Source organism: Vreelandella neptunia, assembly GCF_034479615.1.
Taxonomy (GTDB): domain Bacteria; phylum Pseudomonadota; class Gammaproteobacteria; order Pseudomonadales; family Halomonadaceae; genus Vreelandella; species Vreelandella neptunia.
In genome coordinates this window covers 3,975,839-3,991,333 of record NZ_CP140255.1, presented here as the reverse complement: position 1 = coordinate 3,991,333, position 15,495 = coordinate 3,975,839, and the positions used below count along the sequence as shown (strand labels likewise).

Sequence of the window (15,495 nt, the reverse complement as noted above, 5' to 3'; positions counted from 1 at the left end):
GTCTTCATAAAGGGTCCTCAACGGTCTTGAGCGGCGCGGGGCCATAGAGAAGCGCATGCCAAGCCAGTAGTAAAAAGCCAACGGGTAGCGAGAGAAGGGGCACCGTACGGCTAATGCCAAGCCCTGACGTGGTAAACATGCTGACCGAGAGCGCATAGCGATAGCTGACCCAGGCACCCCCCGCTGCAATCAGTAGGGTGAGCAGCCACTGGTACACGTTCAGCAAACGCGCGAAGGGGGATGGCAGCAGCTTCTCCAACAGGCCAACACGCATGTGCCCCCCTTCCGACCAGACGGCGCCAGCCGCGACCATCACGGTGGCAATAATCAAAAATCGCGATAGCTCATCTGTCCAGATAGGTGCGCCACCAGCGATGTAGCGGGCAAACACACCATACAATATGGCCGCAGCATTGAGGGATAGCAGCGCGCCAGCCAGGGTCAGGGTAACCGGGCGGCTGATCGCCAAAAGACGGGATCGAAGCGTATTAAACATAGCAGCCTTCTATGAAGCACAGAAAAATGGGGGCCGGTAGGTGCCAGCCCCTGTCGTTGCAATGCTGTTAGCAGCCGTTAGTCGAGAAGTTCGCTCATGCCCGCATCTTCCAGCGCCATTTCAATCCAGCGCTGCTCGATATCACGCTCTCCGAGCCACTCAAGGTAGGCGGGTTGACCAATATCACGGAAAGCGGTGAGCTCCTCTTCAGAGGGGCGGATCACTTCCATGCCTTGCTCTTCCAGGTAGGCGATACGCGCCTCGACCTGGTCCTCGTTATGCTCACGGGCATTGTGATTGGCTTCGGCGACGGCCTCCATAAAGTCGCTACGAAGCTCATCGTCCCAGCCTGCGATCATGTCGCTGTTGCCTACCAGAAATTGGTTGGAGTACTGGATATTGGCCAGGGTCAGGTAGTCCTGCACCTCAAAGAGGCTGCCTAGAATGATATACATTGGTGGGTTCATCTGGCCGTCCGCTACCCCCGTGCGCAGCGCCATATAGGTCTCTGTCCAGGGAATCGGCGTACCGGAGGCACCGAAGGATTCATAGAGGGCTACCTGGCTGGGATCCATGGCCCGGAAGCGCAGCCCTTCGAAGTCGTCAGGGTGGCTGATAGGTCTTTCGTTGTTGGTGAATGCCAAAAAGCCCCCCTCTTCTACGACCGCCAGCATATCGATACCGGCACGCTCCTGCAGAGCATTGCTGACTTCCTGCCAATACTCGCCCTCGTCGAAAAAGCTACGCGCCGCCGCAAAGTCGTCGAACAGAAACGGAATAGCGCTGACAAAGATCTCATCAACAAGTGGAGAAACACCCGCAAATGATGCCACGTTGAGTATCGGCGTGCTCATGGTCTGTTCCATGCGCTCCTGCTCTTCGCCCAGCATGCTGTTTGGGTAGAGCTCAAGCTGGATCTCACCGTCGGTTTTCTCGTCTACCAACGTTTTAAGATTCTCTGCAAAGACATGGACAGCATTCTTCTCGGGATCTGGGGCACCGTTGTAACTCAGATTAACCGTGGTCGCCGCGAAAGAATTGCCCACCATCAAGGCAGAGCCAAGCAGGCAAGCTGAGATGAGTTGCTTGAGTGAAAAGCGTTGAATCAATGTAGGTTGAGTAAGCGCACGTTGTTTAAACATAGTCAGTCTCCTGGTTTATTGTCGTGAGCTACGGGGCGCTATGGGCGTGTTATTGGATTTATTAAGGAGTGCCTACTGGAAGATTAGGTATTGATGTGTTGACTATGCAATACCTAAAGCCGCGCCTGAGCGAACCTTTTCGGAGGATCACAGCAAGCGCGGTTGTTGTGTTGGGTCTAGATTATCGATTTGGTGGCTTGCTGAGAGTGGACGTTTTTATCCTGTACTGCATCCGCCAGCATATCCGCGGTGATGGCGGAGAGCGTCCAGCCCAGGTGGCCGTGGCCGGTGTTGTAGAACACCGTGGGCAGTTTGCCGGGGCCGACTTTGGGCAGCATGTTGGGGAGCATCGGGCGCAGCCCCGCCCAGGGCACTACGCGGCGGGTGCTGACGCCGGGGAAGCACTCTTCCACCCAGCGGATTAGCGGGCGGATACGGTTGTCGCGGATATCGCGGTTATAGCCGTTAAACTCGGCGGTGCCGGCGATACGGAAGCGGTCATCGCCCAGGCGGCTGGTCACCAACTTGGTTTCGTCATCCAGCAGACTCACGGTGGGGGCTGCCTGCTGTGAGGCGGCATCATCAAGCTGCACGGTGATCGAATAGCCCTTTACCGGGTAGATATTGACCCTGTCGCCCAGCTTGGCGGCCAGGGCGCGGCTGCCTACGCCTGCGCATACCACCACGCTATCAAAGGTTTCGCGCACCGGTTCAGCGTTAGCCTCGCCTTCAAGGGTGGCGGTGATCCAGGCGTGCTGTTCGTCCGCGCCGATATCCTGCACGCTGTGGCCATATTTAAGCGTTACGCCGCGGCGCTCGGCGGCTTGAGCCAGGCCGTGGGTAAACTTATGAATATCGCCGGTGGCATCGCTTTCGGTATAGAAGCCGCCGTAGTAGCTGCCCGCCAGAGTAGGTTCGATGGCGCGCATCTCGTCGGGGGTGACCGCCCGGCGCTCCAGTCCGCCTTTGCTAAGCAGCTGCGATACCTTGGCGGCGTGGTCATAGCCCGCTTTATCGCGGTAGATATGCAAAATCCCTTTCTGCTTGAGGTCAAAATCGATCTGCTCGTCTTTTGCCCACTGAAACAGGTGCTCTCGGGCGGCAATGGCCAGGCGGGCGGTTTCGGTAGTGTTGGCAGCGTAGCGGGGGATCGAGGCGATAAACTCGCCAAACCAACTGAGCTTGTGCCAGCTTGGGCGGGGATTGACCAGTAGCGGGGCGTCGTTTCTGAGCATCCAGCGCAGGCCCTTGATCACGGTTGGCCAGTGGTTCCACACTTCGGCATTGGAGGCCGATAGCTGGCCGCCGTTGGCGAATGAGGTTTCCATGGCGGCGTAGCGATGCTTTTCAAAGACGGTGACGTCATAGCCACGTTTGGCCAGGGCGTAGGCGCTGGTAATGCCGGTGATACCACCACCGATAACGGCAATGCGTTGCATAACTCTCTCCAGATTGTATGAGCGTCGGGGATCCCGCCTAACGGCGTAGCTACTGCTGGGCGTACCCCTTCCGTCATGGAACCTGAGAGATTCGCGCATCCGTGAGGGGCGCTTGCTCCTTCGGTGGGCTGAGTGACGCAGTCATCAGCCGCTCTTCGGAAAGTGATGGTGATAGCGGTCCGGTTGCCTGAGAGTTTCCGGGGCTGTTGCTCCTTCGGCGCTGGCGTCATCGCTAGCGATGCGCCAAGCTCTCCCGCTATTACATTGCTGCTGGCTTTTAATTAAACAGTTTTTAATGTGATTAGTTTTACGCGATCAGTTTTAGCATGGAAGACGACCATAGTCGTGAACGCTTATTCCACGGGGCTTACTCCAAGGGCTGAGCACGCTCGATGATTGCCGCGCAATCCAGCCCGGCAGGCAGCGTGCCTGTATTGAGGCCACTGCGGTCGGCAAGCCGTCCAGCGCAGAATGCATCAGCCACGTAGGCAGGGGCGTGCTGCACCAGCAGGGCGCCCTGTAACGCTAGGGCCATGCCGTCCGCCAACTGCCGGGCGCGGTACTGGAGCGCTTGGGTATCCTGCATCTGCCGCTGTAATTGGTGGATAAAGCGGTCAAGATGCCCATTGGCGCCCTGCGCTTTGGCAAGCTCGGCGAAGTAGGCGTCGAGCACTTCGGGCTGTTTTTCAATCGCACGCAGGATATCCAAACACTGCACATTTCCGCTGCCTTCCCAAATGGCGTTGATGGGCGACTCGCGGAACAGGCGCGCCATTATGTGTGTCTCCATGACGCCGCTTCCGCCAATCACCTCCATTGCTTCGTAAGCGTGGTGGGGCGTGCGCTTACAGATCCAGTACTTGCCGACGGGGGTGGCGATTCGCGAAAGCAGGCGCTCATGCTCGTTGTCCTGATGATCCATGGCTCTGGCCATGCGCAGCATTAAGGTGGTGGCGGCTTCGCTCTCAATGGCCAAATCAGCGAGCACATTTTGCATCAGTGGCTGCTCGCTTAGGCGAGCCCCAAACGCATGGCGATGAGAGGCGTGATGAATCGCCTGGGCGGTGGCCTGGCGCATTCCGGCAGCGGATCCGATCATGCAGTCGTAGCGGGTCATGGTGACCATCTCAATAATGGTGCGCACGCCGCGTCCTTCATCGCCCACCATCCAGGCAAAGGCGCCCCGCAGCTCGGTCTCGCTGGAAGCATTCGATACGTTGCCCATTTTACGTTTTAGCTGCTGTATATGAAGCGGGTTCTTACTGCCGTCGGGCCGCCAGCGCGGCAGCAAGAAACAGCTCAAGCCGCCGGGCGCCTGGGCGAGTACCAGAAAGGCATCGCACATTGGCGCGGAGACAAACCATTTATGCCCCACCAGCTCAAAAGCTTCACCCGGCCCGCTTTGATCAATCGGGTAGGCGCGGGTGGTGTTCAAACGTACATCGGAGCCGCCCTGCTTTTCGGTCATTGCCATGCCGAGAGTGAGGCCCTGTTTCTCATAATAAGGGACGTTGCGCGGGTCGTAATGCGCGGCGGTGACTTTATCGCCCCACTCTACGAGCAAGCTGGGCTGGTGGCGAAGCGCGGGCAGGGCGGCAAAGGTCATGGTAATCGGGCAGCCATGGCCTGCTTCTACCTGGGCCTGTAAAAAATAGCGGGCGGCACGGTTAACATGCGCTCCGGGCTGAGGTTTTCTCCAGGGGCTGGCATGCAAGCCGTGCTCTATCGCCGTTTGCATAAGCTGATGATAGGCGGGATGAAACTCGATCAAATCGACCCGATGGCCTTGCCGGTCATGGGTCGCTAACTGGGGTGAGTAACGGTTGGCCTCAACACCCAAGGCAATCGCCTCGGCGGATCCCGCCCACTGACCAAATGTCTTGAGTGGGGCATCGTCGTCAGACCCGCTTTCGCGGTTAACGCCTTCCTGAAGTGCGCGATCAGCCGTATAGCTATTGTAATTGGCAAGCGGCGGCGGCTGGTTTTCCACCTGATGGGTATTAGCTTGGAGTTGATCGGCCAGGGGGTAATGATGGTTCATAGCTGGCACCTAGCGCGTAACGAGGATATAGGGTGATTGTTTCAGCTAATGTTTTACGGCTCATATATTTTGGAGCGTTTATGAGAGCGTAGTTGCTGGACGGAAAAGTCGCTAAAAACGGAGGGCGAAAAGGGGGAGGGATGGGTCCTGCTTTGCTCAGTCAGCGTATTTAACCGACAATGCCGCTTATCCTTCTCAGTCATGGTTACTATCGATGCAAGCAAACGCGATGCAGACAAACGGATTTTTTGACGAAATTGGCGAAACGATCGGTGAAGCCATCCGCGTGGTGGTGGAGTTTCTGCTGGGTATTTTCACCAACTTCTTCGGTGCGTTCGGCGATTTCATCGATGGTCTAACGCGCTCGCTGGGGATCAACGATTCCTTTTTCAGCATTGCTGTCTTAGTAATCGGGCTGCTGATCCTGTGGGGCGGTTTGCGCGCTTTTCTGCGTGGCTCGTTAATCGGCGGTATTGTACGTACCGTATTGGGTCTGTTTATTCTTTCATGGTTGATGATGTAGACACACTAAGAGGGTAGTAGATGAAGCAGTTTGCGTTGGTCGCCTACGATTACACTGATGAAGGTGCCTTAAACCGCCGCTTGGCTTGTCGCGAGCCGCACTTGGAGGGGCTCCGTACTCTCTATCGGTCGGGTAATTTCGTAAGTGGTGGGGTGGTGCTGAACGATGAAGGTAAAATGATCGGTTCAAATGCACATTTCAGATTTGCTACTCGAGAAGATTTAGAGGCTTGGCTGGCGCAAGAGCCTTATATGACTGAGCGTGTCTGGGAGCGGGTCGATATACGCGAAGTTAAGCTGTTTGATCCCTCTGTATAGTATGACGAACGAACTCGGGTATTGTTTATAAAAAATGTCATAAAATAATGCCCCCGTTTCTCTCCTTGGTTAACACCCCATACACTGATGATGAGCAATCGTGTTCCCCTTGAGTCAGTTTCATCAGGGGCATGATAGATTGTCATTTGCTTATTTGGTGCATTTTGGCATCATTTGCACTCATTTTGTGCAAAGCGAGTGTAATGAAAACTTATCTTGGCAAGATGCGGGGGCAGCCAGTCAAACGTGCCTGGGTAGGCTGGCAGGATGCTTTTTGGTCATGGGTCGGAGCCTTTACCGGTATGGCGGTTATTTGCTGGTTAAGCTCGGCGTGGCTGTCACAACAACTGCTCATTGTAGGCTCCTTCGGCGCAACCTCGGTGCTCATCTATGCGGCACCTGAAAGCCCTTTTGCCCAGCCCAGTCATGTACTGTTTGGCAGCGTGCTCTCCGCGGGTATTGGCGTTGCTTGCTACCAACTGCTGGGAGCGACTCCGCTCTCAATGGCGCTGGCCGTATCACTGTCGGTGCTGGGTATGCAGCTAACCCATACGGTTCACCCACCGGGAGCCGCGGCGGCCCTGATTGCGGTCGGCGGGGGTGCCAGCGTTCATCAACTGGGGTGGTGGTATCCTCTTTTGCCAATCGGAGCGGGCAGTATAGTGATGCTGGTAATCGCCATACTGGTCAATAACCTTGCCCGGCATCGTCGTTATCCACGCTACTGGTAGTGTTAAAAGCGGCTCAACTGCTGCTCCAGAGCAAAGATATGGGCGTCTTTGGCACCTAGCTCCCGAAGCGCCTTGGCGAGGTTGACCAAGTAGTCGCGGTTGGGGCCGCTGGGGCCGTGGGCGTTGGCAATTTGCTGGGCGATCTCGTCAAGCGGTGCGTCGCCCAAAAAGGCCGGGTTGTCATCGCTGGCCAGATAAATAAGCCCTTCGCTCTGTTCGGTTCCGCTACTCTTCTCAGCAACAGGCGTCTTCTCATCCATAAACGTTAGCAGTACTTTTTCCCGCAAATAGCCGTTCTTCTCCCGCACATCCAACGGTGCGAGCACTTCCGGGGCAATGCGGTAGGCCATGCCGTGGCAAATCGAATCTTTGGCGCGGATCAGCGTTGCCACCCGCCCAGGCGCTTCAGGCGTGCCGCGGTGATCATGGGAGCCCTGCCAAAATCGCCGCTCCCAGCCGTGTATATACGCCGGGCGGCGCTCCAGGTAGGCGAAGTCAGCCTTCCAAATCAGCGAGCCGTAGCCGAATAGCCATATAGCCGCATGGCCTTCGAAGAAGTTTCTTTGCTGGTTAAGTGCAGTGGTATCAAGCATCGTTATCAAGCAACATATCGTTATCAAATAGCATCATGGGCGACACCCGTGGTAAAGCCGCCATCTTACCATGCCACTGATGATCACTGACCCGACAGCTCACTCAACCCCAATTAGTAGAGGCAAGCATGCGCGCGATTTTTTTAGTGGATAACGGCTCGCTACGAGCGCAGGCAACGCTGAATTTACGCCACGTGGCGGCTTCGCTTAGCGAGTTGTTAGGCGAAACCGTACAGGCGGCCTCGCTGCTGCACTCCAACAAGATCCCAGCAGAAGAGGTGGGAGGCATTCCCGCCACTACCCTTGGCCCCGCCGCTGAACGCAGTGCCGAACAGGGAGCAACGGAGATCATCGTACTGCCGTTCTTTTTTGGCCCCAGCAAAGCGCTGACGGGCTATCTGCCCGAGCGTATGGCCACGATGCAAGAGCGTTTTCCCCAGGTTAAGGTGCGCGTTGCCCAGCCTTTGGTGGATGAATTCGGCGATAACGACCTGCGTTTAGCCTATCTGCTGGCCGACAACGTGCGCGACAAGCTTCGGTCAGGTTCCAAGCCTCACGTGGCGTTGGTGGATCACGGCAGCCCAATCCCTGAAGTCACTGCCGTACGCAACCGCCTGGCGGGGCAGCTAAGCGTGCTGTTAGCCGATGACGTAGCGTGTGTTGCCGCTGCCTCCATGGAGCGGCGCGAGGGCGATGAGTACCGCTTTAACGAGCCGCTGCTGGAAAACTTGCTGGTGACACCCGAGTTCAAGACAGGCCCGGTTATCTTGGCGATGCTGTTTCTTTCGCCGGGGCGCCACGCCGGGGAGGGCGGTGATATTGCCGAGATTTGCGCGGCGGCTGAACAGCAGCATCCAGGGCTTTCCGTTACCACGACCAAACTGGTGGGTGAACATCCGGGCATTGTCGATATTCTTGCCACTCGACTACGCCAAGCGCTTGATGATCAACGCTTTCTACTCGATATCCCAGCAATTAGCTGATGTGACTAGGCTTTGTACGAAAAGTCGGCGAGCGAAGGACAGGCAAGGCAAAAAACGGCGAAAAAGCGGAGTTTACTGGGTGTAAATGAGCATTTTGATCGGACTCGCGCACGAGGCGTTTTTTAACGCCGCATGGCCGAGCGCAGTCAGTTTTCGTGCAAAGCCTAAAGTCTGATGGGTGAATACAGGCCAAATAGCGCGTAGAATCGCGAGCCTTTCTATTCGTTGTAAGCTGTCGTTACCGACAATGCGCTAACCAGGGCTCCTTTTGTGATCGCTACCGCCAATATCACCATGCAGTTTGGGGCCAAGCCCCTGTTTGAAAATGTCTCCGTTAAATTCAATAACGGCAACCGCTACGGCCTGATCGGTGCGAACGGCTGTGGCAAATCCACCTTTATGAAAATTCTCGGTGGCGATTTGGAGCCCTCTTCCGGCCAGGTGATGCTGGATAGCAGTACACGGTTGGGTAAGCTGCGTCAGGATCAGTTTGCGTTTGAAAACGAGCGCGTTATCGATACCGTCATCATGGGTAACGTAGAGCTCTGGTCGGTGGCTGCCGAGCGCGAACGCATTTACTCCCTGGCCGAGATGAGCGAAGAGGACGGCATGGCCGTCGCTGATCTGGAAGTCCGCTTTGCTGAGCTGGATGGCTACACCGCGGAGTCTCGCGCAGGTGAACTATTGCTGGGCTTGGGTATTCCCATCGAGCAACACACCGGCCCGATGAGCGAAGTCTCACCTGGCTGGAAGCTGCGCGTGCTGCTTGCTCAGGCGCTGTTCTCCGACCCGGATGTACTGCTGCTGGATGAGCCGACCAACCACCTGGATATCAACACTATCCGCTGGCTGGAAGATATTCTTAAAGCGCGCAGCAGCACCATGATCATCATCTCCCACGACCGCCACTTTTTGAACAGCGTTTGTACGCATATGGCGGATCTGGATTACGGTGAAATCACCCTGTTCCCAGGTAACTACGATGATTACATGACCGCTGCCACGGCGGTTCGTGAGCGCCAGCATTCGGATAACGCCAAGAAAAAGGCTCAGATTGCCGAGCTGCAGCAGTTCGTGAGCCGCTTCTCCGCGAACGCCTCCAAGGCTAAGCAGGCTACGTCTAGGGCGCGTCAAATCGATAAAATCAAACTGGAAGACATCAAGCCATCCAGTCGGGTAAGCCCCTTTATCCGTTTTGATCAAGCCAAGAAAATCCACCGCAACGCCGTTAACGTGGATGGCATTACCAAGAGCTATGAGGGCGACAAGCCGCTGTTCGAGCGCCTCTCCATGACCGTAGAGGCCGGCGAGCGGATTGCCATTATCGGCCCCAACGGCATTGGTAAAACCACGCTGCTGAAAACCCTGGCGGGCGAGCTGCACCCGGATGCTGGTGAAGTGAAGTGGACCGAAGCCGCCGAGGTGGGTGTTTTTGCTCAGGATCACAGCGATGATTTTGCCGTCGATGCCACATTGTTTGAGTGGATGTCGGCATGGACTCAAGGTGGCGAGCAAGTAGTTCGCGGTGCCCTGGGGCGGATGCTGTTTTCCAGCGACGATATTGGCAAATCGGTGAAGGTGATTTCCGGTGGCGAGCAGGGGCGCATGTTGTTCGGTAAGTTAATCCTCACTCAGCCCAACGTAATGCTGATGGACGAACCGACGAACCACCTGGATATGGAGTCTATCGAGGCGCTGAACCTGGCACTTGAGAACTACCCCGGCACGCTGCTGTTTGTAAGCCACGACCGCGAGTTCGTCTCGTCACTAGCCACGCGCATTATTGATATGCAGCCGGAAGGCATTGTCGATTTCAGCGGCAGCTACGACGATTACCTGCGCAGCCAGGGAGTCGTCTAACGCTTTTTTTTTCAGCATGGTTCTTTGTAAGAATAGCTCTGTAAGTCTATTCGCCGATAATTTGCTCAAAGGTGCTGTCGGTGGCGAGTTCGCGCTCGTCATTGAGCATTTTGCCGCTAAACACCGTCTGCATCTCTTTGGCGAGTTCTACGTAGACATGCATTTGTTGATTACGTCGCTTACGTAGCGGTGGTTTCACTAATAAACTAATACCCTTGATGGGAGCATGGGTTTCCCCGCGCAGCAGGTCAGGCATTTCCCCCGGTGGAAAGGCGTTGGCGATAGTGATGGGGTTCGACGGCTGTTGGCCGTCGATTAAAAATATCTTTTTTAGCGCGTCGTAGTGAGCGTCTTTCTCCCGTAGCCACTGGGTAAGGCGCTCGTCTGAATCTTCACTAGGCTGATCAAAGATTATAAAAAGCGAATGCTGCGTAACTTTTTTAGTTTGCTTTGAAGGTGCATGGGCGTCAGGTTCTTGAGCTTCTTCAGAGCTGTCTAATTGAACCGGACGAGAGGCAGCGGCTTTCGCTGCGCGCCGTCGGCGGCGCCAGGGCACAATGACGTATATAAATATCGCTGTTGCTATTGCGGCTAATACCAGCGATGCGAAGGCGAGTACTATTATAGTCGTGGTGCGATCCATACTCTCAGAACCCTTTGTTTTTTAATCAACGCTCAGGCTTTATTTAGCCGAAAAATAGTGGCATTGAGGGCTAATGCAAGTGCTACCCAGAGCCCGTAGGGCACCATAAGCCACGCGGCTAGGGTGTCCACCTGGGAAAACAATGCAATGGTGACCGAAATTAATGCCAGTAACACCATGATATCTACCAGCGCAGCGACAATTTGTTTACGCCCAAAGAACAGCCACGACCAAGCGGCATTGACCATGAGCTGCAGCGCGTAAGCCGCTAAGCTTGCTGAGCGCCATGCTGAGTCATCCGCCATATAAATACGCCATGCGGCGATAGCCATCAACAAATACAGTATGCCCCAAGCAATAGGGAAAGCGATATCTGGAGGTGTCCAGCTTGGCTTACTTAGTTCGCGATACCAACCATCAGGCCGAAAGCGCGCACCAGTCGAGGCGGTAAGGCCGACGAGCAGTAGAGACACCAGCAGCGCTAATAGCGAACCAAGCATTCATCACCTGTATGTTCAAACGAAAGTATCAATAGCCTAGCAGCGTTTTACTATAAGCATATATAAAAAAAGCATCACCTAAGTGATGCTTTTCAAACGTAAGGGAGTAGCAGCAGTAGTGGTGTGCTGTTTTTAACTCATGCGATCATACCCGTTATCCATGAATGGATAGTCGGTGTAACCCTTCTCATCACCGCCATAGAACGTTTCGTGGTTCGGCTCAGTCAGTGGCGCGTTAACTCGGAACCGCTCGGGTAAATCAGGGTTGGCGATATAGGGGCGGCCAAAGGCAACGGCGTCGGTGGTGTTCTCGCTGATACGTTTCTCGGCGCGCTCTGCATCGTAGTTGCCGCAGTAGATGAGGCTGCCGCTAAAGCGCTCACGCATTTGCTCGCGGAAACCGTCAGGGAAGGTGATATCGCCACCGGCCCAGTTGGGTTCGTTCAGATGCAGGTAGGCAAGGCCGCGTTTGGAAAGCTGCTCGGCCATGTAAAATGCCATCGCTTCCGGCTCATCGTCGGTCAAACCAAACAGTTCGATAAACGGCGTCATGCGTATGCCAACCCGGTCAGCACCGTAAACGTCAATCACCGCATCAACCACTTCCAGCGGGAAGCGAGCACGGTTTTCCAGTGAACCGCCGTACTGGTCGGTACGCTTGTTAGTACCGGTTGCCAGAAACTGGTTGAGCAGGTAGGCGTTTGCCGCGTGCACTTCAACCATATCGAAGCCAGCGCGCTTGGCGCGTTCGGCCGCTTGGCGATAGTCGGCAACAATGCCTGGGATCTCGTCGGTTTCCAGCGCACGTGGCGTGCTGGTGGGGTGCTGACCTGCAGTGCCATCTTCAAACTCTACGAAACACTGGGCGCCTTCGCCTTTCAAGGCACTCGGTGCTACCGGCTGTTGACCGTCAGGTTGAACCATTTCGTGAGAAACTCGCCCAACGTGCCACAGTTGCAGGGCAATACGGCCACCTTTGGCGTGTACTGCATCAACAACGCCTTTCCAGCCTGTTTCCTGCTCATCCGTCCAAATACCGGGTGTATACACATAGCCACGGGCAGTGGGAGAGATATTGGTGGCTTCGCTGATGATCAGCCCCGCTCCTGCGCGCTGGCCGTAGTAAGCTTCCTGAAGTTCACCCGGTACGCTATCGGGTGTACGCGCCCGTGTCAGCGGCGCCATAACAACCCGGTTAGGAATCGATAGGCTGCCCAGTTGGAGGGGAGTAAACAGTGTTTCGAAAGCCATCAATTAAGCTCCTTTTGAATGCTTCGATGAAATAGTACGCACCAGAATAGACCAGTTTACTAGTTAGTGCCAGCCAGATATTTTTAAACGTATTTATGCGCTCGATAACCTTTTATGTGGCATCCAAACTCGCGATCTCTCTGGTACTCTTGCTGCTTATTACCAAGGATGTTGTTGATAGCATGTTAAAAAACGCCCCTCAGCGCCGCCCTTATCAGGTGGCGGAAACCATTAAATGCTGGATCGTGGATCGGCACCTAAAGCCGGGTGACCGGCTACCTAGCGAGTCGGAGCTGATGGAGACCCTGCAGGTCTCGAAAGGGACAGTGCGAGAGAGCACGCGAGTACTGGAAGCCCAGGGGTTGGTCGAAACTCGCACAGGGCCCGGAGGCGGCGCTTTTGTGCGTGAGATGAGTGAGGCCAAAGCGGTATCGCTATTAAGCAATTACCTGTTTTTCAAAGAGATATCAATCAAGGATATCTATCAGATACGCTTGGCGTTAGAGCCTGAACTAGCCGCTTCGTTAGCCGGTAAAGTGGCTGCCAGTGATATGGTGCGTTTACGTGAAAGTCTGCATAGTTACGCAGACCCTGCGGACGATAGTGAGACTGAGCGTCAGCAACACCTTGATTCGCTGCATTTCCACCTGATGCTCGCTGAGCTAGCCGGTGGCAATCAGCTGCTGACATTTATTATCCGCTTCACCATACAGGTGCTCTCAGATCTGACGATTTATCACCGTCTCTATGAGCCAGTTACCCACGATTTAGGACAGACTGGCTGTCGCTATCATGCAGAAATTTTGGATGCCATTGAGCTTGGCGATGCCGAAAGCGCCTATAACATCATGCGCGAGCATATGCTTGATGCCCAACAAGTGATGAATCAGCAGGAGGCTCAGGTACGCCGAGGCTTTTTACCTGAGCCACTAGCGTAACGGGCTAAGGGCGGAAAACGCTATGGACGTGGCAGCTGCTGTAAAAATGCCATGACCACTCGCGTCGCGGCTTCGCCGTCTTCGGCGGTAATAGCTTCGTCTGGGTGGTGGCTAAGCCCCTCTTTACAGCGTACAAACAGCATGCCGATATCGGTTAATGCCTGCATCGCTAAGCCATCATGCCCAGCGCCGCTAAACATTCGCTCTGCCGGTTGGCCAACCTGGGTGCACGCCTGTTCGAGGGCGGTCATCATCCAGTCGGCACAGGCCACCGCATCGGCGCTGTAGGTGTTTTCAATATTAATGGTTAATCCGCGGCGTTTCGCCACTGCCTCCAACGCTGCTGTTACGGCTTCCCTTCCATATTGGCGAGTCGCCGACTCTGGAGAGCGTAGCTCTACCGTGAACGTTACCTGGGCGGGAATCACATTGACCGCGTTGGGGTGGACATCGAGTCTGCCCACCACGCCGACCAGCTCATCGGTGTTCTGCAGTACGCTATCGATAGCAAGCACCATTTCCGCCGCGCCGACTAGCGCGTCATGTCGCATGTTCATCGGCGTAGTACCGGCATGACCGGCCTTGCCGCTTAGCGTGACCTTGTGGCGTTCAATACCCGTTAGCGCCGTGACAATGCCCACAGCATGATCACGCTGTTCCAGGATTGGCCCTTGTTCAATATGTACTTCTAAAAAACCCAGCGTGTTGGCAGGTTCGCGGGCGGTAGCGGGAATGTCCTCAGGTGTACAACCGAAGGCCATTAATGCCTCTCGCAGAGAGATTCCCTCGGCATCCTGGGCTTCCAGTTGGTCGGGTGTCACGCTCCCCGCCAGCGCTTTACTGCCGACCAGCGTGGTCGGGAAGCGAACGCCTTCTTCGTCGCCAAACGCGACCACTTCTACCCCGAATGGCAGCGTCACGCCTTCGCGTTTAAGCGCCTCCAAGGCCAATAGCGGTAGGGCCACGCCTAGCATGCCGTCGTATTTGCCCCCTTCTATTACTGAATCTTGATGAGATCCCATAATGAAGGTTTTCTCACCCGCTTGAGCTTTGGGGCAGCGACCCACAAGATTGCCAGCGGCATCCAGTTGGGGAGTAAGCCCCGCGTGTTCCATCCAGCGGCTGATTAACGGTAATACCTGGCGATGCGCCTGGGAGCAGAACAGTCGCGTGACACCAGGGCCTGGCTCAGAGTATTGGGCAGCTTCGTCCAGGCGTTCAATCAATGCCGTTCCCAGTTCGCCTTGGTTAAAAGCAGTGTGAGCAACCGTGTTGGTCATAAACTCTCCAATAGGCGCTGGCAGAGGGGCCAGCAAAAGAGTAGAAATGCTTTTAGCGCAGCGGCAGTTGACGCCAAAAGGCTTGAAAGTTCTCGGCCATAAACTCATCGACTAACGCCCGCAATGCGCCTACGACGTCCTCCGACCAGTCGATGCGCAAATCGATAGGCGCTTGATGAAAAGATTCGATACGCAGCGCGGCCGAGCGTGCACCGCGTTTATCGCCGCCCGCTGATAGAGCAGCATCGAGAGCGTCAATCAGATGCGTAAGCAGATGTTGGTCGTGATGAATAGGGAAGCGGGGCGATTCGTTGCGTTGAATGGCAGCGCTGCTATTAGTGGCGCTAAGGCGTAAAAATTGCTCTGCAAAAATCCGCACGACTTCGGTGCTCTGCAGCATATTCCCAGCGGCAGCGACGCTGGGAAAGCAGGTTTCAGCCACTTCAGGCACATTCTCTGCACCTGAATGTACTGATGTGCGGCCCTGAGAATCCATCACCAAGCATTGGCGGAACCCTGAGTCGTTGTCCTCGCTAACGGCGGCGCGAAGCGCCTGCCGGGCGCTGGCGCCCGCGGCAAGTGCTTCATATATCCGAGCTGGGTACCACGGGTTGGTAAAGCGCCCTTGGGTGACGCATGCCCCAGTGCCTCGCCAACAGTGATGCACATAGCCTCCCACCGCCACTCCGCCTGTAGCGGTGATGGCCGCAACGGTGCCTGTGGCAGGATTGCAATGAACGAGAGAAAGCGTCATCGCG

At 55.6% G+C, this 15,495-nt stretch carries 16 protein-coding genes and 1 riboswitch; of the genes, 6 read left to right on the top strand and 10 right to left on the bottom strand.

The window, feature by feature from the left end; translation table 11 throughout:
• Positions 1-4: 4 nt before the first annotated feature.
• From SR894_RS18510 to SR894_RS18495, 4 genes are all read right to left on the bottom strand, one after another.
• On the bottom strand, positions 5-496 hold the full coding sequence (locus SR894_RS18510; protein WP_223288453.1) for a TRAP transporter small permease: 492 nt from the start codon (positions 494-496) through the stop codon (positions 5-7).
• A gap of 77 nt (positions 497-573) precedes the next feature.
• Positions 574-1,638 carry a TRAP transporter substrate-binding protein DctP gene (gene dctP, locus SR894_RS18505; protein WP_223288452.1) on the bottom strand — a complete coding sequence of 355 codons (1,065 nt, stop codon included), beginning with the start codon at positions 1,636-1,638 and terminating at the stop codon, positions 574-576.
• 176 nt (positions 1,639-1,814) lie between these two features.
• Positions 1,815-3,077: a D-amino acid dehydrogenase gene (locus SR894_RS18500; protein WP_223288451.1), complete on the bottom strand. Its 1,263-nt coding sequence runs from the start codon at positions 3,075-3,077 to the stop codon at positions 1,815-1,817.
• Positions 3,078-3,242: 165 nt separating this feature from the next.
• Positions 3,243-3,343, bottom strand: a riboswitch (glycine riboswitch).
• Between the two features lie 101 nt (positions 3,344-3,444).
• Positions 3,445-5,118 (bottom strand): isovaleryl-CoA dehydrogenase, encoded by a 1,674-nt coding sequence (locus SR894_RS18495; RefSeq protein ID WP_223288450.1) that lies wholly within the window; start codon positions 5,116-5,118, stop codon positions 3,445-3,447.
• Between the two features lie 229 nt (positions 5,119-5,347).
• Between SR894_RS18495 and SR894_RS18490 the strand changes: the two genes are divergently transcribed.
• From SR894_RS18490 to SR894_RS18480, 3 genes are all read left to right on the top strand, one after another.
• Entirely contained in the window at positions 5,348-5,641 is a 294-nt protein-coding gene (locus SR894_RS18490; RefSeq protein ID WP_133731554.1) for a hypothetical protein, read from the top strand.
• 20 nt (positions 5,642-5,661) lie between these two features.
• Positions 5,662-5,958, top strand: coding sequence for a YciI family protein (locus tag SR894_RS18485; protein ID WP_133731450.1), 297 nt, complete (start codon positions 5,662-5,664; stop codon positions 5,956-5,958).
• 203 nt (positions 5,959-6,161) lie between these two features.
• The gene (locus SR894_RS18480) at positions 6,162-6,689 is read left to right on the top strand and encodes an HPP family protein (protein WP_133731449.1); all 528 of its coding nucleotides are present in this window, start codon (positions 6,162-6,164) and stop codon (positions 6,687-6,689) included.
• A 2-nt stretch (positions 6,690-6,691) separates the two neighbouring features.
• Here SR894_RS18480 and SR894_RS18475 read toward each other — a convergent pair whose 3' ends face one another.
• Positions 6,692-7,282 carry a gamma-glutamylcyclotransferase gene (locus SR894_RS18475; protein WP_223288576.1) on the bottom strand — a complete coding sequence of 197 codons (591 nt, stop codon included), beginning with the start codon at positions 7,280-7,282 and terminating at the stop codon, positions 6,692-6,694.
• A 128-nt stretch (positions 7,283-7,410) separates the two neighbouring features.
• Here SR894_RS18475 and SR894_RS18470 point away from each other — a divergent pair, with 128 nt between their 5' ends.
• The gene (locus SR894_RS18470) at positions 7,411-8,265 is read left to right on the top strand and encodes a sirohydrochlorin chelatase (RefSeq protein ID WP_133731448.1); all 855 of its coding nucleotides are present in this window, start codon (positions 7,411-7,413) and stop codon (positions 8,263-8,265) included.
• A gap of 270 nt (positions 8,266-8,535) precedes the next feature.
• Complete coding sequence (locus SR894_RS18465; RefSeq protein ID WP_133731447.1) at positions 8,536-10,125, top strand: ABC-F family ATPase; 1,590 nt, start codon at positions 8,536-8,538, stop codon at positions 10,123-10,125.
• Positions 10,126-10,171: 46 nt separating this feature from the next.
• Here SR894_RS18465 and SR894_RS18460 read toward each other — a convergent pair whose 3' ends face one another.
• From SR894_RS18460 to SR894_RS18450, 3 genes are all read right to left on the bottom strand, one after another.
• Complete coding sequence (locus tag SR894_RS18460) at positions 10,172-10,768, bottom strand: cell division protein ZipA C-terminal FtsZ-binding domain-containing protein (protein WP_133731446.1); 597 nt, start codon at positions 10,766-10,768, stop codon at positions 10,172-10,174.
• 32 nt (positions 10,769-10,800) lie between these two features.
• Entirely contained in the window at positions 10,801-11,268 is a 468-nt protein-coding gene (locus tag SR894_RS18455) for a TspO/MBR family protein (protein WP_133731445.1), read from the bottom strand.
• A gap of 132 nt (positions 11,269-11,400) precedes the next feature.
• A complete protein-coding gene (locus SR894_RS18450; protein ID WP_223288449.1) occupies positions 11,401-12,519 on the bottom strand; it encodes an alkene reductase in 1,119 nt (372 codons plus the stop codon).
• A gap of 182 nt (positions 12,520-12,701) precedes the next feature.
• Between SR894_RS18450 and SR894_RS18445 the strand changes: the two genes are divergently transcribed.
• On the top strand, positions 12,702-13,457 hold the full coding sequence (locus SR894_RS18445) for a FadR/GntR family transcriptional regulator (RefSeq protein WP_027957091.1): 756 nt from the start codon (positions 12,702-12,704) through the stop codon (positions 13,455-13,457).
• A 20-nt stretch (positions 13,458-13,477) separates the two neighbouring features.
• Here the strand turns inward: SR894_RS18445 and SR894_RS18440 are convergent, their stop codons facing one another.
• On the bottom strand, positions 13,478-14,737 hold the full coding sequence (locus SR894_RS18440; RefSeq protein ID WP_166650364.1) for an allantoate amidohydrolase: 1,260 nt from the start codon (positions 14,735-14,737) through the stop codon (positions 13,478-13,480).
• 52 nt (positions 14,738-14,789) lie between these two features.
• The gene (locus SR894_RS18435) at positions 14,790-15,491 is read right to left on the bottom strand and encodes a DUF1028 domain-containing protein (RefSeq protein WP_180089758.1); all 702 of its coding nucleotides are present in this window, start codon (positions 15,489-15,491) and stop codon (positions 14,790-14,792) included.
• Positions 15,492-15,495: the final 4 nt, after the last annotated feature.

Excerpts from the sequence above, each read along its gene's own strand:
- SR894_RS18510 (WP_223288453.1), bottom strand. The coding sequence starts at position 496 with ATGTTTAATACGCTTCGATCCCGTCTTTTGGCGATCAGCCGCCCGGTT.
- SR894_RS18500 (WP_223288451.1), bottom strand. The coding sequence starts at position 3,077 with ATGCAACGCATTGCCGTTATCGGTGGTGGTATCACCGGCATTACCAGC.
- SR894_RS18460 (WP_133731446.1), bottom strand. The coding sequence starts at position 10,768 with ATGGATCGCACCACGACTATAATAGTACTCGCCTTCGCATCGCTGGTA.
- SR894_RS18480 (WP_133731449.1), top strand. The coding sequence starts at position 6,162 with ATGAAAACTTATCTTGGCAAGATGCGGGGGCAGCCAGTCAAACGTGCC.
- SR894_RS18445 (WP_027957091.1), top strand. The coding sequence starts at position 12,702 with ATGTTAAAAAACGCCCCTCAGCGCCGCCCTTATCAGGTGGCGGAAACC.
- SR894_RS18485 (WP_133731450.1), top strand. The coding sequence starts at position 5,662 with ATGAAGCAGTTTGCGTTGGTCGCCTACGATTACACTGATGAAGGTGCC.
- SR894_RS18475 (WP_223288576.1), bottom strand. The coding sequence starts at position 7,282 with ATGCTTGATACCACTGCACTTAACCAGCAAAGAAACTTCTTCGAAGGC.
- SR894_RS18435 (WP_180089758.1), bottom strand. The coding sequence starts at position 15,491 with ATGACGCTTTCTCTCGTTCATTGCAATCCTGCCACAGGCACCGTTGCG.
- SR894_RS18440 (WP_166650364.1), bottom strand. The coding sequence starts at position 14,737 with ATGACCAACACGGTTGCTCACACTGCTTTTAACCAAGGCGAACTGGGA.
- SR894_RS18490 (WP_133731554.1), top strand. The coding sequence starts at position 5,348 with ATGCAGACAAACGGATTTTTTGACGAAATTGGCGAAACGATCGGTGAA.
- dctP (WP_223288452.1), bottom strand. The coding sequence starts at position 1,638 with ATGTTTAAACAACGTGCGCTTACTCAACCTACATTGATTCAACGCTTT.
- SR894_RS18455 (WP_133731445.1), bottom strand. The coding sequence starts at position 11,268 with ATGCTTGGTTCGCTATTAGCGCTGCTGGTGTCTCTACTGCTCGTCGGC.
- SR894_RS18495 (WP_223288450.1), bottom strand. The coding sequence starts at position 5,118 with ATGAACCATCATTACCCCCTGGCCGATCAACTCCAAGCTAATACCCAT.
- SR894_RS18470 (WP_133731448.1), top strand. The coding sequence starts at position 7,411 with ATGCGCGCGATTTTTTTAGTGGATAACGGCTCGCTACGAGCGCAGGCA.
- SR894_RS18450 (WP_223288449.1), bottom strand. The coding sequence starts at position 12,519 with ATGGCTTTCGAAACACTGTTTACTCCCCTCCAACTGGGCAGCCTATCG.